A 22985-nucleotide genomic window follows, 5' to 3' on the forward strand; every position below is an offset into this window, starting at 1 on the left:
CGGCAGTATAGAACCGCCCGAATAACTCTATCCGGTATATCAGACAGTTTAATCAAACTGCCTTAAGCAAACAGCTATCAGTTTTTAGCCAAGTAAGCTTCCAAATCTTCGCTGCCGCCGATGTATTTGCCGCCGATGAAGACTTGAGGGGCAGTCATCTTGCCGGTAATAGCGCGAACGGAAGTAACGGTTGCATCTTTGCCCAATACGATTTCTTCGTAAGACAAACCTTTGTCTTGCAAAGCTTGTTTGACTTTGGCACAGAATTGGCAACCTGGTTTAGTGAAAATTGCCACAGACTCTTGAGCCTTCCAATCGGGAGCAACGAATTTCAGCATAGTATCTGCATCGGATACTTTGAAAGGATCGCCCGGTTCTTCAGGTTCGATGAACATTTTTTCAACCACGCCGTCGTTAACCAGCATGGAGTAACGCCAAGAGCGTTTGCCGAAGCCCAAGTCTTCTTTACCGACCAGCATACCCATACCTTCGGTAAATTCGCCGTTGCCGTCAGGAATCATGTAGATGTTGTCTGATTCTTCTTCGGCAGCCCAAGCGTTCATTACGAAAGTATCGTTTACAGATACGCAGCAGATTGCGTCAACGCCGTTTTCTTTGAACGCGCCGAACAATTCGTTGTAACGCGGCAGGTGTGAAGAAGAACAAGTCGGGGTAAATGCACCGGGCAGGGAGAATACGACTACTTTTTTGCCTTTGAACAAATCATCGGTAGACACATCTTTCCAAGTGTCGCCGACGCGGGTGCGGAATACTACGGAAGGTACTTTTTGACCGGTACGATCTTGTAAAGCCATTTTGAGCTCCTTAATAGATTGGTTTGAGAAATAATTGTGAATCGCCGCGCATTCTACCCCATGCAAAATGATTTGTATAATTTATAGTTTAAATAATATAAATTATTTAAAACTATCAAATACAACTCCGATTTGCCTGTTCCCAACATATAAAGCCGAATTAGAGAAAAACAAGCTGCAATGAAAAGATTTTCCGGCAACTGCTCCCCTGCGCCGCAACTCAGGACAAAATGCCGTCTGAAAGGCTTTCAGACGGCATTTGTTCATACGGTCTCGGCTTATTTCGCCAATTCGGCACGCAGTTTGCGGGTTACGTTCATCATTACTTGAAGCTGTTCCAGAGTTTCTTTCCAGCCGCGTGTTTTCAGGCCGCAGTCCGGGTTAACCCACAGACGCTCAACCGGAACAACCTCAATGGCTTTGCGCAACAGGTGTTCCACTTCGGCTTCTGTCGGTACGCGCAGGCTGTGGATGTCGTAAACGCCCGGGCCGATGTCGTTCGGGTATTTGAATTCGCCGAACGCAGCCAAGAGTTCCATGTCGGAACGTGAAGTCTCAATGGTGATCACGTCCGCATCCATTGCAGCAATCGCAGGCAGGATGTCGTTGAACTCAGAGTAGCACATATGAGTGTGGATTTGAGTGCTGTCTTCGCAACCTGCAGAGGATAGGCGGAAGGATTCGCCCGCCCAGTTCAGGTAGGCATCCCAATCGGCACGTTTCAAAGGAAGACCTTCGCGGATGGCAGGTTCGTCAATTTGGATGACTTTAATGCCGGCTTTTTCCAGATCCAATACTTCGTCGTTCAGAGCCAGTGCGATTTGTTTGCACACGGTAGCGCGCGGAATATCGTTGCGGACGAAAGACCATTGCAGAATGGTTACAGGACCGGTCAACATACCTTTCATCGGGCGTTTGGTCAGGTTTTGTGCGTAAGTAGACCAAGCGACAGTCATAGCTTCAGGACGGCTTACGTCACCGAAGATGATAGGTGGTTTAACGCAGCGTGAGCCGTAGCTTTGCACCCAGCCGTATTGGGTGAATGCAAAACCGCTCAACAGTTCGCCGAAGTATTCGACCATGTCGTTACGCTCGGCTTCGCCGTGCACCAGTACGTCCAAGTCCAGTTTTTCTTGCTCTTCAACCACCAAGGCGATTTCTTTTTTCATTGCGGCTTCGTAATCGGAGGCAGACAGTTCGCCTTTTTTGAAGGCTGCGCGTGCTTGGCGGATTTCGGTAGTTTGCGGGAAAGAACCAATGTTGGTCGTCGGCAGCAGAGGCAGGTTCAACCATGCTTGTTGCGCTTTGATACGGTCGGCAAACGGTGATTTGCGTTGGTCTGCGTTGACAGGCAGGTCGGCCAAGCGTTTGGCAACGTTTGCACGGTGGATTTCACTGCTGTTGGCACGGGAGTCGGCAGCAGCTTGGCTGGCGGCCAGTTCTTCGGCAACAGAATCACGGCCTTCATTCAATGCGGCTTTCAGAACACGCAATTCTTGGGTTTTTTGCAGAGTGAATGCCAACCAAGAGTACAGGTCGGGTTTGTTGGCTTTCAGTTTTTCTTCGACTGACAAGTCAAACGGAGTGTGCAGCAGCGAGCAAGAGCTGGAAATCCACAAACGCTCGCCCAGTTTGGCTTGCAGAGGCCCGACGGTTTCCAAAACTTTGTTCAGGTTGGCGCGCCAAATGTTGCGGCCGTCAATCACGCCGGCAGACAGGACTTTGTCGTAGCCGGCGAACGCGTCCAGTTGCTCGGGTGCGCGTACCAAGTCGATGTGCAGGCCGTCAACAGGCAGGGATTTCAACAATGCGGCGTGTTCGGCAACAGAACCGAAGTAAGTGCCCAACAGGATTTTGGCGCTTACTTTGTTCAAAGTAGCGTAAACGTCTTTGTATGCTTCTACCCATTCTTTAGGCAGATCGACAGCCAAAGCAGGCTCGTCGATTTGAATCCACTCGGCACCGGCTTCAACCAAAGCAGTCAGGATTTCAACGTAAACAGGCAACAGTTTAGGCAACAGGCTCAGACGGTCGAATTCAACGGAGCCTTTTTCTTTACCCACCCACAGGAAAGTCAAAGGACCGACAACGGTCGGTTTGGCTTTCAAGCCCAAAGTTTGGGCTTCTTGCAGTTGTTGAACGTAGTGTTTGGCGTTGGCTTTGAATTCGGTATCGGCATGGAATTCAGGCACCAGGTAGTGGTAGTTGGTGTCGAACCATTTGGTCATTTCGATGGCGAATTGGTCTTTGTTGCCGCGCGCCAGTTGGAAGAATTGTTCCAAAGGCAGGTTTTGGCTATCGAAGCCGAAACGGGCGGGAATCGCGCCGGTGGCAACTTGCAGGTCGAGGATGTGATCGTAGAAAGTGAAATCACCTACAGCAACGTAATCAGCGTTGGCAGCAGCTTGGTGTTTCCAGTTTTTCTCGCGCAGGTCTTTGGCAACGTCGAGCAGCTCTTGTTCACTGATCTCTTTGCGCCAGTATTTTTCTTGGGCGAATTTCAATTCACGGAAGGCGCCGACACGCGGGAAGCCTGAGAAATGTAATGTTGTCATGTTGAACTCTCCAGTTGGATTTTGTAAGGACCGGTTCAATCCGAATCGGCCGGTATTGTAAATCAGAATGGCTCGGATAGGGCGGCGTTTTGCTTTTCAGACGGCCTCGGATGCTGTCTGAAGCCGTTTTCGGCTTTAAGGGCGCGCGCCTAAAATATGGCAGATGGCGTAAGTCAGCTCGCTGCGGTTGAGCGTGTAGAAGTGGAAATCTTTCACGCCTTCGCGGGACAGGACTTTAACCATATCGATGGCGATACTGGCGGCGACGAGGTTGCGCGTGCCTTGGTCGTCGTCCAAGCCTTCATACATTTGCGACAGCCATTTCGGGATTTTGACGTTGGTTACTTGTGCCATTTTGCCGAGTTGCTTGAAGTTGGTAACAGGCAGGATGCCGGGAACGATTTCGACGTCGATGCCCAACATCACGCAGCGGTCGCGGAAGCGCAGGTAGCGTTCCACATCGAAGAAGAATTGGGTGATGACGTGGTTCGCGCCCGCATCGATTTTGCGCTTCAGATTAATCAGGTCGGCTTGTGCGGATTTCGCTTCGGGATGTACTTCGGGGTATGCTGCTACAGAGATGTCGAAGTCGGCGACGGAGCGTAATAGCTTAACCAAGTCTTCGGCGTAAAACGGTTTTTTCTCATAACCGGCCGGCTCGTCGCCACGCAGGGCAACGATGCGGCGGATACCGCTGTCCCAATAGTCTTTGGCGATTTGGCGCAATTCGTCGTGGGATGCATCGATGCCGGTCAGGTGCGGAGCTGCTTCCGAACCGATTTCCTGTTTGATGCGTTTGACGATGCCGTGCGTGCGGTCGCGTTCGCCGGAGTTTGCGCCGTAAGTTACGGATACGAACTTGGGATGCAGGGTTTGCAGACGGTGGATGGAATCCCACAGCATCGTTTCCATTTGTTCGTTTTTCGGCGGGAAAAATTCAAACGAAACGTTGATGTTGCCTTTCAAATCGGAAAGGCTGTTGTTTAACGCATTGATTTCTTTTGCATAATTCATATCTGCATACCTTCGTTATCTTTTACATGATGTTTCAGGCGGTATGATAAGGTTGCACCGAATATGAGTCAATTTCAAAATTTTCAGGTTTATGATGAAAATTTTTAATATTTAGCAAAAACTATACGCTTTTCTTGTACAAGCCTTCTAAATTATGATAAAGTTTGTTATGTTATAACACTTCAAGCAAGGCAATATATGAAACCGAATATTCATCCTGACAATTATCGAACCGTCCTTTTTTTCGACAGCAGTGCCAATGAAGGCTGGCTGATTCGTTCTTGCGCCGGAACGCACGGAAAAACAATGGTTTGGACAGACGGCAAAGAATATCCGCTCTTTTCCTTAGATACTTCCTCTTCCTCACATCCCGTCTATACCGGCAAACAGCGTAACGTCAATACCGAAGGCCGTGCCAGCAAGTTCAACCAACGTTTCCAATCCGTCATGTCATCGTTTAGAAAGGACAAATAATGCAGGTTCTGTCTTCGCTCAAAACCGCCAAACAACGCCACCGCGACTGCCAAATCGTCAGACGCAGGGGCAAAGTGTACGTCATCTGCAAAAGCAATCCGCGTTTTAAATCGCGCCAACGCTGACCCCCTGCCCTTCCTGCTTCGGTTGTAAAGCCCCTCCTACCGCAAGCCCTTTTCAAATATGCCGTCTGAAACAGAAAAATGCGTTTCAGACGGCATTTTTCCGTCGATACGAATCCGGAATGTGTTTGAAATACAGCATAAACAGATACCAAAACAGCGTCGCGGCGGCTGCACCGAGCAGTACCCATGCGCTGATTTCGGCGACTTCGCGCAGGACACGTTTCTGCCTGCGGCTAAAGAGGCGGTTGATAATCAGCGCGGCAAGTGCGAAAAAGAAAAAAATACGGAAAAGTCTGCCTATCATGTCGGGAAGCGAAAAGTATGGTTCGGGCGCGGCGGCATGGGAAAGGATGTTTCAGCGCGTCAGGCTGCTTGTCCGACCGTGTCAAAAAGTCATGCCGTTTGCGATATAATAACGCTTTTCGCCGCATTTGTTGGAACAGGATATGAGTCAAAATACCTCGGTGGGCATTGTAACGCCCCAAAAAATTCCGTTTGAAATGCCGCTGGTTTTGGAAAACGGTAAAACTTTGCCGCGTTTCGATCTGATGATTGAAACCTACGGCGAGCTGAATGCTGAAAAAAACAATGCGGTTTTAATCTGCCACGCGCTGTCGGGCAACCATCACGTTGCGGGCAAGCATTCGGCGGAGGATAAATATACGGGCTGGTGGGACAATATGGTCGGTCCCGGAAAACCGATTGATACGGAACGTTTTTTCGTGGTCGGGTTGAACAATCTGGGCGGCTGCGACGGCAGCAGCGGGCCTTTGTCGATCAATCCTGAAACGGGCAGGGAATACGGCGCGGATTTTCCGATGGTTACGGTGAAGGACTGGGTAAAATCACAAGCCGCGCTTGCCGATTATCTCGGCATCGAACAATGGGCGGCGGTTGTCGGCGGCAGCTTGGGCGGCATGCAGGCTTTGCAGTGGGCGATTTCCTATCCCGAACGTGTGCGCCACGCCTTGGTGATTGCGTCTGCGCCGAAACTGTCCACGCAAAATATCGCGTTTAATGATGTAGCACGTCAGGCGATTTTGACCGACCCCGATTTCAATGAAGGACATTACCGCAGCCACAACACCGTTCCCGCGCGCGGTTTGCGGATTGCCCGTATGATGGGACACATTACGTATCTTGCCGAAGACGGTTTGGGCAAAAAATTCGGACGCGATTTGCGTTCCAACGGCTATCAATACGGCTATAGCGTTGAATTTGAAGTAGAATCCTATCTCCGCTATCAAGGCGACAAATTCGTCGGGCGGTTTGATGCTAATACATATTTGCTGATGACCAAAGCTTTGGACTATTTCGATCCGGCGGCGGATTTCGGCAACAGCCTGACTCGCGCCGTGCAGGATGTGCAGGCAAAATTCTTTGTCGCCAGCTTCAGCACCGACTGGCGTTTCGCGCCCGAACGTTCGCACGAACTGGTCAAGGCACTGATTGCCGCCCAAAAATCCGTGCAGTATATCGAAGTCAAGTCCGCACACGGGCACGATGCCTTTTTAATGGAAGACGAAGCCTATATGCGCGCCGTAACGGCTTATATGAACAATGTTGACAAGGATTGCCGATTATGAACCTGCGCGATGATTTGCAACTGATTTACGACCGGATACCCGAAGGCAGCCGCGTCTTAGACTTGGGCTGCGGCGACGGCGAATTGCTGGCGGCTTTGGCGGAACACAAAAAATGCAGCGGCTACGGCATCGAAATCGACACCGACAACGTGATTGCTGCGATGTCGCGCGGCGTAAATGTTATCCAAGCCGATTTGGAAGAAGGGTTGACCGCATTCAACGATCAAAGTTTTGATGTGATTGTTTTGAGCCAAACCATCCAAGCGATGCAGAATACCGAAAAAATCCTGCGCTGCCTGATGCGCCTCGCCAAACAGGCAATCGTCAGTTTCCCGAATTTCGGCTACTGGCGCAACCGCGTCCAAATCGCACTCGGCGGACATATGCCGGTTTCCGAACGTATGCCCTACCATTGGTACGACACGCCCAATATCCATTGGTGCACGCTCAAAGACTTTGATTTGTTGTGCGCCAAAAACAATATCCGCGTCCTCGAACGCGCCGTGATGACGGGCAACAGACAGGTCAAACATTTCCCCAACCTTTTGGGCAGCCTTGCGTTTTACCGCGTCGGGTAAGACAGGTTGAAAACCTTGTCGGCAATAACGGGTTTCTCGGTTCTATTAACAACAGTCCGTCTGAAAAATGAAACGGCAGGTTTTCAGACGGCCTTTTCAATATTGGAGACAATAGAATGAAAAACAAAACGTCATCACTTCCCTTATGGCTTGCCGCAATCATGCTGGCCGCGCGTTCCCCGAGCAAAGAAGATAAAACGAAAGAAAACGGCGCATCCGCCGCTTCGTCTTCCGCGTCATCGGCTTCTTCCCAAACCGATTTGCAACCGGCCGCATCCGCCCCTGATAACGTCAAGCAGGCAGAAAGCGCGCCACTGTGAAATTGCACCGGCCTGCACCCCGCCGCCGGCATTGGCGATCTCATACAGCAAATCGCCGAACACATCGACTCGGACTGTCTGTTTGCCCTTTCCCATAACGAACTGGAAACCCGTTTCGGCTTACCCGGCGGCGGCTATGACAACATACAGCGGCTGCTGTTTCCCGACATCCGCCCTGAAGATCCCGACTACCATCAGAAAATCATGCTGGCAATCGAAGACTTGCGTTACGGAACGCGCACCATCAGCCGGCAGGCACAAGATGCCATAATGGAACAGGAACGCCGCCTCCGAGAAGCGACGCTGCTGCTGACACAAGGCAGTCAAAAAACCCGCGGACAAGGCGAGGAACCGAAACGCGCACGTTATTTTGAAGTTTCGGCAACATCTGCCTATTTGAACCGGCACAACAACGGACTTGGCGGCAATTTCCAATACATCGGCCAATTGCCCGGCTATCTGAAAATGCACGGAGAAATGCTTGAAAACCAATCACTCTTCCGGCTGTCCAACCGTGAACGCAATCCCGACAAACCGTTTTTAGACATCCATTTTGACGAAAATGGCAAAATCACGCGTATTGTCGTTTACGAAAAAAATATCTATAGTAGATTAAATTTAAATCAGGACAAGGCGACGAAGCCGAAGACAGTACAGATAGTACGGCAAGGCGAGGCAACGCTGTACTGGTTTAAATTTAATCCACTATACTTCAATCCAAACACGGGGCGAATATAAAAAAATGCCGTCTGAAACGTTTTCAGACGGCATTTTTCAAGTAGGATATCAGGCGCGTTTGCGGAATTCGCCGGTACGGGTATCGATTTCGACTTTGTCGCCGTTTTCGATGTAAGACATCACTTGGATTTCGGTGCCGCCGACCAGACGCGCGGTTTTCATCACTTTGCCGGAAGTATCGCCTTTGACGGCAGGCTCGGTGTACTCGACTTCGCGCACGATGATGGTGGGCAGTTCGACAGAAATGGGATTGCCTTCATAGAAGGTAACTTCGCATTGGTCTTCCATACCGTCAACGATGAATTTCAACGCGTCGCCGATGTTGTCGGCTTCGATTTCGTATTGGTTGAATTCTTCGTCCATAAAGACGTACATCGGGTCGGCAAAATAGCTGTACGTACAGTTTTTGCGGGACAGGATGACCACGTCGAATTTGTCGTCGGCTTTGTAAATGGTTTCGGAAGCAGCGCCGGTCAGCAGGTTTTTCAGTTTCATGCTGACTTTGGCGGAAGAGCGGCCGCCTTTGATGTATTCGGTTTTTTGAACGACCATAGGATCGTTGCCGACCATAAATACATTGCCGGCGCGCAGTTCTTGTGCTGTTTTCATTGTGATTTTCCAATCAAATCGGTTGTCGTAAAACGCGCTATTCTAGCGTATTTTTTGATGCTTTGAAACAAAGGCGGCGAGTTTTTCGGATGCGGAAGGCTGCCCGAAAAGATAACGGCTCCAATCCTCCGCGCCTTGCCGCCAGCCGTTTTGATGTTGTTGCAGGGTTTGCCAACATTCGAGGCGTTGTGTTGCGGATAAAGCCTCTCCGCCGTTGAGGTCGTCCGAAAGGAGGCGGTGCACCGATGCGGTTTCGGGCGTGTAGAAGCCGTATGCCTTATCCCAAAAGGCGTGGAGTTTGTCGAGATGGACGTTTTCATCTTGCGGGTAGATGTGCCAAAAGAAAGGTTTTCCGGCAAGCTGGGTACGCACGAAACTGTCTTCGCCGCGTATCACGGCGCAGTCGGCGAGGTGCAGCAATTTGTCGAAGTCCTGTTGCGGCACGAACGGGATTTTGACAAGGCGGACGGATGCCGTCTGAAAGACACCGCCGTCATTTTGCAGGGCGTTTTGCGGAATAACGCCGCTTTGTTTGAGGCTGTCGATAATTTGCGCCCCCGCCAGCAGTAGGGTCATCAGGCTGCCTGCCTGTTGCCACATGTCCAGCCACTTTGCCCAAACATCGCCCCGATAGCCGAAAAGCAGCCATTCGGGGGCGTTTTTTTCGGGCAGCACCAGCCGCCGGCGCAGGGCTTCGGTATCGAAACGGACGGCTTCGCGGTAATCGCGTTCGCGTATCAACCCGCCGCTTTTTTCGCTGAAACCCATAAACCAAAAATATTTTTGAACGCCCTCCTGCGGCGAAGGCATCAGGTGCAGCCTTTCATTGCTTTCCTCCGCGCTCAAATATTCCCAATTCAGCCAAAGCGGTTTGTGTCGGCGGATGATGTTCAGCACATTTTCGGGCAGGTCGCAGGCAAAAGTTTCGATAACGGCATCGGGAACGGGCGCGGTATCAATGTCTGCCGCATCGGAATGCCAAGTGCGGACATGAATATCCTGATGAACGAAGGGAACATCGGGCAAATCGGGACAAAGCGCGCGCAAGGCGGACACGTCGTCCGTCCACAAATGCACCTGCCAACCGAGTTCGCGGTGCAAAACACGGGCGAGCCGCCACGAAACGCCGATGTCGCCGAAATTGTCGATGACCTTGCAAAAAATCCAACAGACAGGAAAAGCGTATGTATTCATAACCATCGGGAAAACAAGCTAAAACGCGCCGAAATAGTGGAACAAATACACAACCAGCAAAACAATCGGAATAAACAGAAACATGGTTTGACGTTTCAAATCAAACCCTTGTTTAAGATGATGCTTGATGGTTTCAAAGAGGACGAATTTAAACAAAAACGTCGCTTCGCAGGCAAGGATGATGCCGTTGATCAGATGCTGGGGTTTGTCTTCGGGCGGATTGGCGGCGAAAACGGCAAGCGTCGCCAAGGGGATGAGGCAGACGGCGAGCCAGCGGACAAGCAGGTTTCGGGACATTGCAAGGCTTTCAAAAAAGCAAAACGCCATTATCGCCTCAAGAACGCACCTTGTCTAACGGACGCGCCGGAGATGCCGTCTGAAGCCTTGCCGCCGGAAAACGCCGCACCACCGAACCTTTAAATATACCCGGGACGGGCGTTCCCCGAGAAATCGGACGCTGCCGCCGATGCCTGCGGACAAGGCGGCATCGGGCGCGGGCATATTGAAAGCCCGACGCATCGGTTTGAACGCATTTTATAAAGGCGTACGGCAAACCCGCCCCTTGCCGTCGGCGTGCTTCCGCAAAGCAAAATATAAGGGCGGCGCGCTTTCCGCTATAATCCGCATTTTTCCAAACCTGAAACATTATGCCGACCCCGAAAGCCTTTACCCTGCTCGGGCCGACCGCCTGCGGCAAAACCGCGCTCGCCCTCAAAATTGCCGAAACCCTTCCGGTCGAAATCATCAGCCTCGATTCTGCACTGCTCTATACCGGTATGGACATCGGCACGGCGAAACCGTCCGCCTCCGAACGCGCCTTTGTCCCGCACCACCTTATCGACATCATTACGCCCGTTCAGACATACAGTGCCGCCCGTTTTGTCGAAGACTGCACGCGTCTGACCGGCGAAATCACGGCGCGTGGGAAATGTCCGCTGATTGTCGGCGGCACAATGATGTATTTCCGCGCCCTGACCCAAGGTTTGAACGATTTGCCCGAAGCCGATGCCTGCCTGCGTGCCGACTTGGACGAACAAAAACAGATGTACGGTTTGGATTTTCTCTACCGCACCCTGCAAAAAGTCGACCCTGAAACAGCATGCCGTCTGAAACCGAACGACAGCCAGCGCATCGGACGCGCCCTTGAAGTCTATTACCTGACCGGCAGGCCGATGAGCGCGCACCTGAACGGACAGCCCGAACACACCCTGCCCTTCGAACTCTACACCGCCGCCCTGATTCCCGAAAACCGCGCCCGACTGCACGAAAACATCGCCCTGCGTTTCCACCTGATGCTTGAACAGGGCTTTATCGGCGAAGTAGAAAACCTGCGCCGCCGCTATCCCGGCCTGACCGCCGACTCCCCCGCCATCCGCTGCGTCGGCTACCGTCAGGCGTGGGAACACCTCGACGGTGCAACCGACAGACAAACCTTCATCGAAAAAGGCATTGCCGCCACGCGCCAACTTGCCAAACGCCAACTGACTTGGTTACGCAAAACACCTTTAGACTGCGTTGCCGACCCGTTTTCAGACGGCACTTCAGGCACGCGCCTGATTGAGGCGGCAAAACGGTTTTTCGGCGAATAAACCATGCTGGCCACGCCGCCGCTCGCCCCCAAAACCGTCGCCGCCCTGCACAGGCTCGGTATCCGTACGCTCGAAGAACTGCGGCAAAACGGTTCGGTCAAAGCCTTTCTGCTGCTCAAAGCATCGGGTTTGACCCTCACGAAAAGCACGCTGTGGCAACTCGAGTCGCTGCTGAACGGCACGCCGCCGCAAGAAATGTCCCAAGCGCATAAAGACTGCCTGCTTGCCGAGTTGAAAAACCATCCGCCCGTCGCCGCCTTTCCGCCGCAGGAAGAAATGGGATACTTCATGCGCGAAGCACTGCGCCAAGCAGAACAATCCGCCGCCGACGGCGAAATACCCGTCGGGGCAGTCATCGTTTCAGACGGCAAAATCATCACATCGGCACACAACACCTGCATTGCCGACTGCAATGTCAGCCGACACGCCGAAATCAACGCCTTGGCACAGGCAGGCAGCGAAATGCAAAACTACCGCCTTGACGGATGCGACATCTACATCACCCTCGAACCCTGCGCCATGTGCGCGTCCGCACTGATACAGGCACGAATCAGGCGCGTGATCTACGGTGCGGCAGAACCCAAAACCGGCGCGGCAGGCAGCATCGTCAACCTGTTTGCCGACAAACGCCTCAATACGCACACCGCCATACGGGGCGGAATCCTGCAAGAAGAATGCCGCGCCGTATTAAGCCGTTTTTTCCAAAACAAAAGAAAAGGTTGAACCCATGACCGCCCTACTCGTCATCCTCGCCCTCGCCCTGATAGCCGTCGGCACGGCAGGCATCGTCTATCCCGCCCTGCCCGGCTTGGCATTGATGTTTGCCGGAACATGGCTGCTTGCCTATGCCGGCGGCTATCAAATCTACGGCGCAGGCATCTTGTGGACGGTCGGACTCATCAGCCTTGGCGGCATACTGGCGGACTATATGGCAGGCATGTTGGGGGTAAAATACACTGGGGCAGGCAAACTCGCCGTCCGAGGTGCATTGGCCGGCAGCATCATCGGCATATTTTTCTCCCTGCCCGGGCTGATACTCGGCCCCTTTATCGGCGCGGCGGCAGGCGAACTGATCGATCGGCGCAATATGCTTCAGGCAGGTAAAGCGGGCTTGGGTACGCTGTTGGGGCTTGTCGTCGGCACGGCGTTCAAAATCGGCTGCGCCGTATCCATCTTGCTTATCCTGTTGGTGAAATACATCGCCTACCTGTTTTAACCCCTTCAGACGGCATACCGGCAAATTGCTATAATGCCGTCTGAAATTTCCGACAAAGCACCATTATGGCAAACCAAAGACCCATCTACGGCTTCCACGCCGTCAACGCCCGATTGTGGCAAAACCCCAAATCGATTACCGAACTCTATATCCAAGAAGGCAAATCCGACGCACGCACGCGCGAAGTGCTGGAAAAGGCGGCAAACGAAAACATCCGCGTATATTTTGCCGATGCCGACCGCCTCAACGCCATCAGCAAAGGCGCGCGCCATCAGGGCGTGGTCGGATTTATCGATGCCTCCAAAAACCACGTCCACCTCGAAGGCATATTGGAAAACTTGAGCGAACCGCCGCTGCTGCTGATACTCGACGGCATCACCGATCCGCACAACCTCGGCGCGTGCCTGCGTACCGCCGACGCAATGGGCGTACACGCCGTCATCGCGCCGAAAGACAAAAGCGCGGGGCTGAACGCCACCGTCAGCAAAGTCGCCTGCGGCGCGGCGGAAACCGTCCCCTACATCACCGTAACCAACCTCGCCCGCACCCTGCGCGAATTGAAAGAATACGGCATTTGGATCATCGGCACCGACATGGGCGGCGACGCCGACCTTTACCATTGCAATCTGCCCGACAGCACGGCGTGGGTGATGGGCAACGAAGGCGACGGTATGCGCCGCCTGACACGCGAACATTGCGACATGCTGGTGTCCATACCCATGTTCGGCACGGTCGAAAGCATGAACGTCTCCGTGTCCGCAGGAATGGTATTAAGCGAAACCCGCCGGCAACGCGTATTGAAAAACAAAAAAGCGTAAGCCTCAAAAACAATGCCGTCTGAAACAGGGATTCCGTTTCAGACGGCATTCGTTTTCAAAATCAGTGTTCCAAATGGTCGGTATCAAACTTGACCGCCGCCTCGGTTTTATCTTCCGGCAAGACCAAATTCAGCAAGACTGCCGTAATGCCGCCGCCGGAAATAGAGTTTTGGAACAAGACGGGCAGGTTTTTAAACACTTCCGGCTCAAACCCCACGCCCAAGCCCAAACCGACCGACGTTGCCGCAATCACCGCCTCGCGCCTGCGGATGCCGTGGCCGACCAAAATCCGCACGCCCGCAATCGCAATCAGGCCGAACATCAAAACCATCGCGCCGCCCAACACCGGACTCGGAATCGTCGTAAACGCGCGTCCGACAACGGGGAACAGACCCAACAGCACCAAAATCACGGCAATATATTTGCCCACGTGGCGCGAAGCCACTCCGGTCATCTGAATCACGCCGTTGTTTTGCGCAAACGTCGTCAGCGGCAGCGAACCCAAAGCCGTCGCAATCACCGATACCAAGCCGTCAGCCAACACGCCGCCGCGCAGGCGTTTGGTGTATTCTTCGCCTTCAATCGGCTGGTCGGACACCATTGCCGTTGCCGTCAAATCGCCGACCGCCTCAAACACGCCCAACAAGAAAATCGCACCCGCCGCAATAAATGCGTGCCAGTCGAACGCAAAACCATATTTAAACGGTACGGGCAGCGTAACCGGCGGCGGGTTTTGCAGCGCGGAAAAATCCACCTTGCCCAAAAACAGCGCGACAATGTAGCCGGCAATCAGACCGACCGCAATGCCGCTCATCCGCAGCAGCGGATTTTTCATGCAGTTGAACACCAGCACAATCAGCAGCACCAGCGAAGCCAGCCCCAAGTTTTCCATCGAGCCGAACGTGCCGTCCGCCTTCGCGCCGAAGCCGCCGCCGAAATCGGCAATACCGACGTGTACCAAACTCAGACCAATCAGCATCACAACCACGCCGCTGACCGTCGGCGTAATCACTTTTTTCAAATACGGCAGAAGCCACGCCGAGAAACACACCAAAAACGCACCGGCAAACGATACGCCCAAGAGCGTCGAAACCATCGCCCCCTCACTCAAACCGCCCTCTTTCATCCCCGCGCCGAGCGCAATCATGACGGTAACGCTGGATGGACAGCATCCCCGAACCGACCGGCCCGAAGCGGTTGACCTGCAAATAAGTGCCGACACCCGACGCAACCATCGCCATCGACACGAGATACGCCGTCATTTCCACCGGTAGTTCCAGCGCGCCGCCCACAATCAGCGCGGGCGTAATCATCGGCACGAAAATCGCCAAAAGATGGGTAACCGCGCTCAAGAGCGCATTACCGAACGGCGGCCTGTCTTCCAAACCGTACACCAAATCAGGCGAATCCGCCTGTTTTTTCATTGTTTCAGCCATTGGAGTCTTTCTATCCGTTGCCAAACGTTAAAAAATTTTAAGAACGAAATTGTAACGAATCAAAGATTCCTTATCAATTCAAATCCTCATGTGCAAAAACACCACCGGTTGTCCGAATTCAAATTTCTTTGAATTTCCGCACCGGACAGTCCTTCATTTCCAGAGAGCCTTCATGCGCTTAACACATTTTAATCCTCAACGGCGCATCCACTGCTTAAACCCAATAATTTCATGATTATAAAAAAAATATTATTTATTAAGATATGATAGGACTTAAGCCTTGGAACCAACCGTGCGGCCGATATGTTTCACACAAACAACAAAGTAAGCTACAATCCGAAGCATAATCGACCTCACTCAATGAATAAAAGGTTTCCGTATGTTACAAGGTAGCTTGGTTGCCCTGATTACCCCGATGAATCAAGACGGCAGCATCCATTACGACCAACTCCGCCAATTAATCGACTGGCACATCGAAAACGGCACGGACGGCATCGTCGCTGCCGGCACGACAGGCGAATCCGCCACCCTCTCCGTCGAAGAACATTTAAGCGTAATCGAAGAAACGGTCAAACACGTTGCCAAACGCGTCCCCGTCATCGCCGGCACAGGGGCGAACAACACCGTCGAAGCCATCGCCCTTTCCCAAGCCGCCGAAAAAGCCGGCGCGGACTACACCCTCTCCGTCGTCCCCTATTACAACAAACCTTCCCAAGAAGGCATGTACCGCCATTTCAAAGCCGTTGCCGAAGCCGCCGCGATTCCGATGATACTCTACAACGTGCCCGGCAGAACCGTCGTCAGCATGAACAACGAAACCATCCTGCGCCTTGCCGAAATCCCCAACATCGTCGGCGTTAAAGAAGCAAGCGGCAACGTCGGCAGCAACATCGAACTCATCAACCGCGCGCCCGAAGGCTTCGTCGTCCTTTCCGGCGACGACCACACCGCCCTGCCGTTCATGCTCTGCGGCGGACACGGCGTTATTACCGTAGCCGCCAACGCCGCCCCGAAACTCTTTGCCGATATGTGCCGTGCCGCGCTGCAAGGCGACATTGCCCTTGCACGCGAACTCAACGACCGGCTGATTCCGATTTACGACACCATGTTCTGCGAACCCAGTCCCTCCGCACCGAAATGGGCGGTATCCGCCTTGGGCAGATGCGAACCGCACGTCCGCCTGCCGCTCGTTCCGCTGACGGAAGGCGGACAGGCAAAAGTCCGCACCGCCCTGAAAGCCTCAGGACAACTTTAAATATAGCCATGCCGTCTGAACCGTTCGGACGGCATAACATGACAAACACTTTAATATCCATCACACAGGATGACACGATGACCCATATCAAACCCGTCATTGCCGCGCTCGCACTCATCGGGCTTGCCGCCTGCTCCGGCAGCAAAACCGAACAGCCCAAGCTCGACTACCAAAGCCGGTCGCACCGCCTGATCAAACTCGAAGTCCCGCCTGATTTGAACAACCCCGACCAAGGCAACCTCTACCGCCTGCCTGCCGGTTCGGGAGCCGTCCGCGCCAGCGATTTGGAAAAACGCCGCACACCCGCCGTCCAACAGCCAGCCGATACCGAAGTACTGAAAAGCGTCAAAGGCGTCCGCCTCGAGCGCGACGGCAGCCAACGCTGGCTTGTCGTTGACGGCAAATCCCCCGCCGAAATCTGGCCGCTTCTGAAAGCCTTTTGGCAGGAAAACGGCTTCGACATCGAATCCGAAGAACCCGCCATCGGACAAATGGAAACCGAGTGGGCGGAAAACCGTGCCAAAATCCCCCAAGACAGCTTGCGCCGCCTATTCGACACAGTCGGTTTGGGCGGCATCTACTCCACCGGCGAGCGCGACAAATTCATCGTCCGTATCGAACAGGGCAAAAACGGCGTTTCCGACATCTTCTTCGCCCACAAAGCGATGAAAGAAGTGTATGGCGACAAAAACAAAGACACGACCATGTGGCAGCCTTCCGCTTCCGACCCCAACCTTGAGGCCGCTTTCCTGACGCGCTTTATGCAATATTTGGGCGTTGACGGACGGCAGGCGGAAAACGCATTGGCAAAAAAACCGACCCTTCCCGCCGCCAACGAAATGGCGCGTATCGAAGGCAAAAGCCTGATTGTCTTTGGCGACTACGGCAGAAACTGGCGGCGCACCGGCCTTGCCCTCGACCGCATCGGACTGACCGTCGTCGGTCAAAACACCGAACGCCACGCCTTCCTGGTTCAAAAAGCCCCGAACGAAAGCAATGCAGTTACCGAACAAAAACCGGGGCTGTTCAAACGCCTACTGGGCAAAGGCAAAGCGGAGAAACCTGCCGAACAGCCGGAACTGATTGTCTATGCCGAGCCTGTCGCCGACGGTTCGCGCATCGTCCTGCTCAACAAAGACGGCAGCGCATATGCCGGCAAAGACGCATCCGCACTGTTAGGCAAACTCCATTCCGAACTGCGTTAAACCGTTCAAAACAAAAGCAGCTTCCAAACAGAAGCTGCTTTTTTGTGCGGAACTTTTTACAACAAACGGGGCAAAATATCCTCAACCGCCTGAACCAACGCATCCGCCAAAGGCGGATCGAACGCACAATGCCCCGCCTGGACCACCCTCAATTCCGCTTCGGGAAAGGCTTTCGACAGCTCCCACGCACTCTGCATAGGCGTACACAAATCATACCGCCCCTGCACGATAACGGTCGGGATATGCCGTATTTTGCCGATATTGTTCAAAATCGCCTTATCACCCTGCAACCAACCGCCGTTGACAAAATAATGGTTTTCCAAACGCGCGATTGCCAGTGAGGCATAAGCATCTTCATCCACTCCCTCCGGCTCGAAACGAATCAGATAGCTTTCCCAATCCGCCCAAGCCTTCGCGGCAGACAGGCACACTTCTTCATCTTGATGAAACAGCAACCCGTGATACGCCTCAATCAGCCGGTTCCGCCGATTTTCAGCAATCGGCGCGACAAATTTTTGCCATTGTTCCGGATAAATCCGGCTCACGCCGCCCGCCTCGTTCAGCCACGCCGTTTCAGACGGCCTGCACAAAAATATCCCGCGCAACACCAATCCCTTTACCCGTTCGGGATGGGTTTGGGCATAAGCCAGCGACAAAGTGCTGCCCCACGAACCGCCGAACACCAGCCATTTCCCGATACCCAGCATTTCACGGACTTTTTCAATATCCGCCACCAAATCCCAAGTCGTATTGTCTTCCGCACAAGCATACGGGTGCGAACGTCCGCAACCGCGCTGGTCGATGATGACGATGCGGAACACATCAGGATTGAAAAAACCCCGACATTCAGGCGAAGCCCCCGCGCCCGGCCCGCCGTGTAAAAAAATGACCGGCACACCGTCGGGATTGCCCGACTCTTCCCAATAAATTTGATGAATTTCAGACACCTGCAAGTATCCGCTATGAAAAGGCTGTTTTATTTCATACATCATCTTCTCCCATATTGCTTCTGACAATCCGAACATCCCGACACGCGACATCCCGCACGAAACACAAGCCGCCCCGAAAGGCAAATGCCGAAAAATCGCGATAAAAACCATCAATCGGAAAATATTGCATAAACAGGCGAAAATATATCATTGAAAAGAAAACCCATACAATGTCTGACAGAAACAAGCCGCTTTGCCATTGTTTCCTAACAGTTAAACCCCGTCCTTCAAGGCGGCGGGGCAGGGCTTGATTCAAAATGGCGCAAGCCCCTGCCCTCAAATCCAACACGCAGGATTAAACCATAATAGCGGCTTTCTTATTATTTCTTATTGAAACACCGCCCCAAACCCGATATAATCCGCCCTTCAACATCAGTGAAAATCTTTTTTTAACCGGTTAAACCGAATAAGGAGCCGAAAATGAATCCAGCCCGCAAAAAACCTTCTCTTCTCTTCTCTTCTCTTCCCTTCCGCAGCGCAGGCGGCAAGTGAAGACGGCGGCCGCGGCCCGTATGTGCAGGCGGATTTAGCCTATGCCGCCGAACGCATTACCCACGATTATCCGGAACCAACCGGTGCAAAAAAAGGCAAAATAAGCACGGTAAGCGATTATTTCAGAAACATCCGTACGCATTCCATCCACCCCAGGGTGTCGGTCGGCTACGACTTCGGCGGCTGGAGGATAGCGGCAGATTATGCCCGTTACAGAAAATGGAACGACAATAAATATTCCGTGAGCATAAAAGAGTTGAGAAACAAGTTGGGAAACAGGAGTAAGAAGAAGACGGAAAATCAGGAAAACGGCAGCTTCCACGCCGTTTCTTCTCTCGGCTTATCAGCCGTTTACGATTTCAAACTCAACGACAAATTCAAACCCTATATCGGCGCGCGCGTCGCCTACGGACACATCAGACACAGCATCGATTCGACTAAAAAAATAACAGCCAGTGCTGGTGGCGCAGGGTCTCCGGTTCGTCCTTCTTACAAAAGTACGCAAGACGCCCATCACCAAAGCAACAGCATCCGCCGCGTGGGTCTCGGCGTCATCGCCGGCGTCGGTTTCGACATCACGCCCAAGCTGACCCTGGACACCGGGTACCGCTACCACAACTGGGGACGCTTGGAAAACACCCGCTTCAAAACCCACGAAGCCTCATTGGGCGTGCGCTACCGCTTCTGATTCGCCGATTCCGATGCCGTCTGAACCTTCAGACGGCATTTTTGATGCACCTGCCGTTTACAGGCGCGGGGCGGGCGCAGTAAAATACCCGAACCGTCATTCCCGACAACACCGCAATCTCGAAACCCGTCATTCCCGCGCAGGCGGGAATCCGGACCCCCGACGCGGCGGGAATCTATCGGAAATGACTGAAACCCCGCGTCCTAAATTCCCACTTCCGTGGGAATGACGGTTCGGTTGCGTTCCGACAACACCGTAGTCTCGAAACCCGTCCGACAACACCGTAATCTCGAAACCCGTCATTCCCGCGCAGGCGGGAATCTAGGATGCGGAATCTAGAGAAACCTTTTAACCGATAAGTTTCCGTGCGGACAGGTCTGGATTCCCGCCTGCGCGGGAATGACGGTTCGGTTGCGTAGGGCCGGGTGGTCGAAAGGGCGGATTCGATGGATTCGATGGATTCGATGAAAACGGTAGACATGTTGGATTGATTGTTTATTGTTGAGGAAAATATAAGATCTTCTTTCCGGTTGAAGCCGATTTGTTTTTATCTTATGGGTGTTATGCTATATCATCATAGTTATGCAGAAGATGCAGGGCGCGCGGGCAGCGAGGCGCAGATACAGGTTTTGGAAGACGTGCACGTCAAGGCGAAGCGCGTACCGAAAGACAAAAAAGTGTTTACCGATGCGCGTGCCGTATCGACCCGTCAGGATGTGTTCAAATCCAGCGAAAACCTCGACAACATCGTACGCAGCATACCCGGTGCGTTTACACAGCAAGATAAAAGCTCGGGCATTGTGTCTTTGAATATTCGCGGCGACAGCGGGTTCGGGCGGGTCAATACGATGGTGGACGGCATCACGCAGACCTTTTATTCGACTTCTACCGATGCGGGCAGGGCAGGCGGTTCATCTCAATTCGGTGCATCTGTCGACAGCAATTTTATTGCCGGACTGGATGTCGTCAAAGGCAGCTTCAGCGGCTCGGCAGGCATCAACAGCCTTGCCGGTTCGGCGAATCTGCGGACTTTAGGCGTGGATGACGTCGTTCAGGGCAATAATACCTACGGCCTGCTGCTAAAAGGTCTGACCGGCACCAATTCAAACAAAGGCAATGCGATGGCGGCGATAGGTGCGCGCAAATGGCTGGAAAGTGGAGCGTCTGTCGGTGTGCTTTACGGGCACAGCAGGCGCGGCGTGGCGCAAAATTACCGCGTGGGCGGCGGCGGGCAGCACATCGGAAATTTTGGCGCGGAATATCTGGAACGGCGCAAACAGCAATATTTTGTACAAGAGGGTGGTTTGAAATTCAATGCCGGCAGCGGAAAATGGGAACGGGATTTGCAAAGGCAATACTGGAAAACAAAGTGGTATAAAAAATACGAAGACCCCCAAGAACTGCAAAAATACATCGAAGAGCATGATAAAAGCTGGCGGGAAAACCTGGCGCCGCAATACGACATCACCCCCATCGATCCGTCCGGCCTGAAGCAGCAGTCGGCAGGCAATCTGTTTAAATTGGAATACGACGGCGTATTCAATAAATACACGGCGCAATTTCGCGATTTAAACACCAGAATCGGCAGCCGCAAAATCATCAACCGCAATTATCAATTCAATTACGGTTTGTCTTTGAACCCGTATACCAACCTCAATCTGACCGCAGCCTACAATTCGGGCAGGCAGAAATATCCGAAAGGGGCGAAGTTTACAGGCTGGGGGCTTTTAAAAGATTTTGAAACCTACAACAACGCGAAAATCCTCGACCTCAACAACACCGCCACCTTCCGGCTGCCCCGCGAAACCGAGTTGCAAACCACTTTGGGCTTCAATTATTTCCACAACGAATACGGCAAAAACCGCTTTCCTGAAGAATTGGGGCTGTTTTTCGACGGTCCTGATCAGGACAACGGGCTTTATTCCTATTTGGGGCGGTTTAAGGGCGATAAAGGGCTGTTGCCTCAAAAATCAACCATTGTCCAACCGGCCGGCAGCCAATATTTCAACACGTTCTACTTCGATGCCGCGCTCAAAAAAGACATTTACCGCTTAAACTACAGCACCAATGCAATCAACTACCGTTTCGGCGGCGAATATACGGGCTATTACGGCTCGGAAAACGAATTTAAGCGGGCATTCGGAGAAAACTCGCCGGCATACAAGGAACATTGCGACCCGAGCTGCGGGCTTTATGAACCCGTATTGAAAAAATACGGCAAAAAGCGCGCCAACAACCATTCGGTCAGCATTAGTGCGGACTTCGGCGATTATTTCATGCCGTTCGCCGGCTATTCGCGCACACACCGTATGCCCAACATCCAAGAAATGTATTTTTCCCAAATCGGCGACTCCGGCGTTCACACCGCCTTAAAACCAGAGCGCGCAAACACTTGGCAATTTGGCTTCAATACCTATAAAAAAGGATTGTTAAAACAAGATGATATATTAGGATTGAAACTGGTCGGCTACCGCAGCCGCATTGACAACTACATCCACAACGTTTACGGGAAATGGTGGGATTTGAACGGGGATATTCCGAGCTGGGTCGGCAGCACCGGGCTTGCCTACACCATCCGACACCGCAATTTCAAAGACAAAGTGCACAAACACGGTTTTGAGCTGGAGCTGAATTACGATTATGGGCGTTTTTTCACCAACCTTTCTTACGCCTATCAAAAAAGCACGCAACCGACCAATTTCAGCGATGCGAGCGAATCGCCCAACAATGCGTCCAAAGAAGACCAACTCAAACAAGGTTATGGGTTGAGCAGGGTTTCCGCCCTGCCGCGAGATTACGGACGTTTGGAAGTCGGTACGCGCTGGTTGGGCAACAAACTGACTTTGGGCGGCGCGATGCGCTATTTCGGCAAGAGCATCCGCGCGACGGCTGAAGAACGCTATATCGACGGCACCAACGGGGGAAATACCAGCGATGTCCGGCAACTGGGCAAGCGTTCCATCAAACAAACCGAAACCCTTGCCCGACAGCCTTTGATTTTTGATTTTTACGCCGCTTACGAGCCGAAGAAAAACCTTATTTTCCGCGCCGAAGTCAAAAACCTGTTCGACAGGCGTTATATCGATCCGCTCGATGCGGGCAATGATGCGGCAACGCAGCGTTATTACAGCTCGTTCGACCCGAAAGACAAGGACGAAGACGTAACGTGTAATGCTGATAAAACGTTGTGCAACGGCAAATACGGCGGCACAAGCAAAAGCGTATTGACCAATTTCGCACGCGGACGCACCTTCTTGATGACGATGAGCTACAAGTTTTAAAGGCAGCC

The 22985-nt window shown here is 52.7% G+C and carries 20 protein-coding genes and 2 pseudogenes; 13 read left to right on the forward strand and 9 right to left on the reverse strand.

Annotated features, from left to right (window positions below; genetic code table 11):
- Positions 1-77: 77 nt before the first annotated feature.
- The 3 genes from DFR77_RS03750 to metF all read right to left on the reverse strand — a co-directional run bounded on the left by DFR77_RS03750 (position 78) and on the right by metF (position 4384).
- Positions 78-815 carry a redoxin family protein gene (locus DFR77_RS03750; RefSeq protein WP_003688387.1) on the reverse strand — a complete coding sequence of 246 codons (738 nt, stop codon included), beginning with the start codon at positions 813-815 and terminating at the stop codon, positions 78-80.
- 278 nt (positions 816-1093) lie between these two features.
- A complete protein-coding gene (gene metE / locus DFR77_RS03760) occupies positions 1094-3370 on the reverse strand; it encodes a 5-methyltetrahydropteroyltriglutamate--homocysteine S-methyltransferase (RefSeq protein WP_113852041.1) in 2277 nt (758 codons plus the stop codon).
- 135 nt (positions 3371-3505) lie between these two features.
- Positions 3506-4384: a methylenetetrahydrofolate reductase gene (gene metF / locus DFR77_RS03765; protein ID WP_113852042.1), complete on the reverse strand. Its 879-nt coding sequence runs from the start codon at positions 4382-4384 to the stop codon at positions 3506-3508.
- Between the two features lie 198 nt (positions 4385-4582).
- Between metF and DFR77_RS03770 the strand changes: the two genes are divergently transcribed.
- Complete coding sequence (locus tag DFR77_RS03770; protein ID WP_003688378.1) at positions 4583-4858, forward strand: type B 50S ribosomal protein L31; 276 nt, start codon at positions 4583-4585, stop codon at positions 4856-4858.
- Entirely contained in the window at positions 4858-4983 is a 126-nt protein-coding gene (gene ykgO / locus DFR77_RS03775) for a type B 50S ribosomal protein L36 (RefSeq protein WP_003688377.1), read from the forward strand. The genes DFR77_RS03770 and ykgO overlap by 1 nt, the downstream gene beginning before the upstream one ends.
- A gap of 85 nt (positions 4984-5068) precedes the next feature.
- Here the strand turns inward: ykgO and DFR77_RS13290 are convergent, their stop codons facing one another.
- Positions 5069-5287, reverse strand: coding sequence for a protein MIGRI (locus DFR77_RS13290; protein ID WP_003695121.1), 219 nt, complete (start codon positions 5285-5287; stop codon positions 5069-5071).
- Positions 5288-5429: 142 nt separating this feature from the next.
- On the opposite strand from DFR77_RS13290, the gene metX reads away from it, so the two are divergent.
- From metX to DFR77_RS14500, 3 genes and pseudogenes are all read left to right on the forward strand, one after another.
- On the forward strand, positions 5430-6569 hold the full coding sequence (metX, locus tag DFR77_RS03785) for a homoserine O-succinyltransferase MetX (RefSeq protein ID WP_003699859.1): 1140 nt from the start codon (positions 5430-5432) through the stop codon (positions 6567-6569).
- Positions 6566-7147 carry a methionine biosynthesis protein MetW gene (gene metW, locus DFR77_RS03790; protein ID WP_003688371.1) on the forward strand — a complete coding sequence of 194 codons (582 nt, stop codon included), beginning with the start codon at positions 6566-6568 and terminating at the stop codon, positions 7145-7147. The genes metX and metW overlap by 4 nt, the downstream gene beginning before the upstream one ends.
- Before the next feature lie 116 nt (positions 7148-7263).
- Positions 7264-8205, forward strand: a pseudogene (locus tag DFR77_RS14500) (NMB0938 family lipoprotein).
- A 48-nt stretch (positions 8206-8253) separates the two neighbouring features.
- Here the strand turns inward: DFR77_RS14500 and efp are convergent.
- From efp to DFR77_RS03810, 3 genes are read right to left on the reverse strand one after another with little or no spacing between them, the layout of a single operon-like run.
- Positions 8254-8814 carry an elongation factor P gene (gene efp / locus DFR77_RS03800; protein WP_002219406.1) on the reverse strand — a complete coding sequence of 187 codons (561 nt, stop codon included), beginning with the start codon at positions 8812-8814 and terminating at the stop codon, positions 8254-8256.
- Positions 8815-8856: 42 nt separating this feature from the next.
- A complete protein-coding gene (earP, locus tag DFR77_RS03805; RefSeq protein WP_003688367.1) occupies positions 8857-10008 on the reverse strand; it encodes an elongation factor P maturation arginine rhamnosyltransferase EarP in 1152 nt (383 codons plus the stop codon).
- 18 nt (positions 10009-10026) lie between these two features.
- Positions 10027-10305: a hypothetical protein gene (locus DFR77_RS03810; protein ID WP_025455789.1), complete on the reverse strand. Its 279-nt coding sequence runs from the start codon at positions 10303-10305 to the stop codon at positions 10027-10029.
- Positions 10306-10655: 350 nt separating this feature from the next.
- Between DFR77_RS03810 and miaA the strand changes: the two genes are divergently transcribed.
- From miaA to rlmB, 4 genes are all read left to right on the forward strand, one after another.
- Positions 10656-11597: a tRNA (adenosine(37)-N6)-dimethylallyltransferase MiaA gene (gene miaA / locus DFR77_RS03820; protein ID WP_003691073.1), complete on the forward strand. Its 942-nt coding sequence runs from the start codon at positions 10656-10658 to the stop codon at positions 11595-11597.
- A gap of 3 nt (positions 11598-11600) precedes the next feature.
- Positions 11601-12320 carry a tRNA adenosine(34) deaminase TadA gene (gene tadA, locus DFR77_RS03825; RefSeq protein ID WP_003693308.1) on the forward strand — a complete coding sequence of 240 codons (720 nt, stop codon included), beginning with the start codon at positions 11601-11603 and terminating at the stop codon, positions 12318-12320.
- Between the two features lie 4 nt (positions 12321-12324).
- A complete protein-coding gene (locus DFR77_RS03830) occupies positions 12325-12813 on the forward strand; it encodes a DUF456 domain-containing protein (protein ID WP_003691071.1) in 489 nt (162 codons plus the stop codon).
- Positions 12814-12878: 65 nt separating this feature from the next.
- Positions 12879-13631 carry a 23S rRNA (guanosine(2251)-2'-O)-methyltransferase RlmB gene (gene rlmB, locus DFR77_RS03835; RefSeq protein WP_003688358.1) on the forward strand — a complete coding sequence of 251 codons (753 nt, stop codon included), beginning with the start codon at positions 12879-12881 and terminating at the stop codon, positions 13629-13631.
- Between the two features lie 61 nt (positions 13632-13692).
- On the opposite strand, the pseudogene DFR77_RS03840 reads toward rlmB, so the two are convergent.
- Positions 13693-15067 (reverse strand): annotated as a pseudogene (locus tag DFR77_RS03840) (nucleobase:cation symporter-2 family protein).
- A gap of 379 nt (positions 15068-15446) precedes the next feature.
- Between DFR77_RS03840 and dapA the strand changes: the two are divergent.
- Entirely contained in the window at positions 15447-16322 is an 876-nt protein-coding gene (gene dapA, locus DFR77_RS03845) for a 4-hydroxy-tetrahydrodipicolinate synthase (protein ID WP_113852043.1), read from the forward strand.
- A gap of 8 nt (positions 16323-16330) precedes the next feature.
- Positions 16331-17527, forward strand: a complete 1197-nt coding sequence (locus DFR77_RS03850) for an NlpB/DapX family lipoprotein (RefSeq protein WP_113852044.1) — start codon at positions 16331-16333, stop codon at positions 17525-17527.
- 56 nt (positions 17528-17583) lie between these two features.
- Here the strand turns inward: DFR77_RS03850 and pip are convergent, their stop codons facing one another.
- Positions 17584-18516: a prolyl aminopeptidase gene (gene pip, locus DFR77_RS03855; RefSeq protein ID WP_003688351.1), complete on the reverse strand. Its 933-nt coding sequence runs from the start codon at positions 18514-18516 to the stop codon at positions 17584-17586.
- Between the two features lie 514 nt (positions 18517-19030).
- Here pip and DFR77_RS03870 point away from each other — a divergent pair.
- Positions 19031-19696, forward strand: a complete 666-nt coding sequence (locus tag DFR77_RS03870) for an opacity family porin (RefSeq protein ID WP_404375621.1) — start codon at positions 19031-19033, stop codon at positions 19694-19696.
- A gap of 512 nt (positions 19697-20208) precedes the next feature.
- Positions 20209-22977 (forward strand): TonB-dependent zinc piracy receptor TdfH, encoded by a 2769-nt coding sequence (tdfH, locus tag DFR77_RS03875; protein ID WP_113852049.1) that lies wholly within the window; start codon positions 20209-20211, stop codon positions 22975-22977.
- Positions 22978-22985: the final 8 nt, after the last annotated feature.

Source organism: Neisseria gonorrhoeae (assembly GCF_003315235.1).
In the GTDB taxonomy this organism is placed as follows: Bacteria; Pseudomonadota; Gammaproteobacteria; order Burkholderiales; family Neisseriaceae; genus Neisseria; species Neisseria gonorrhoeae.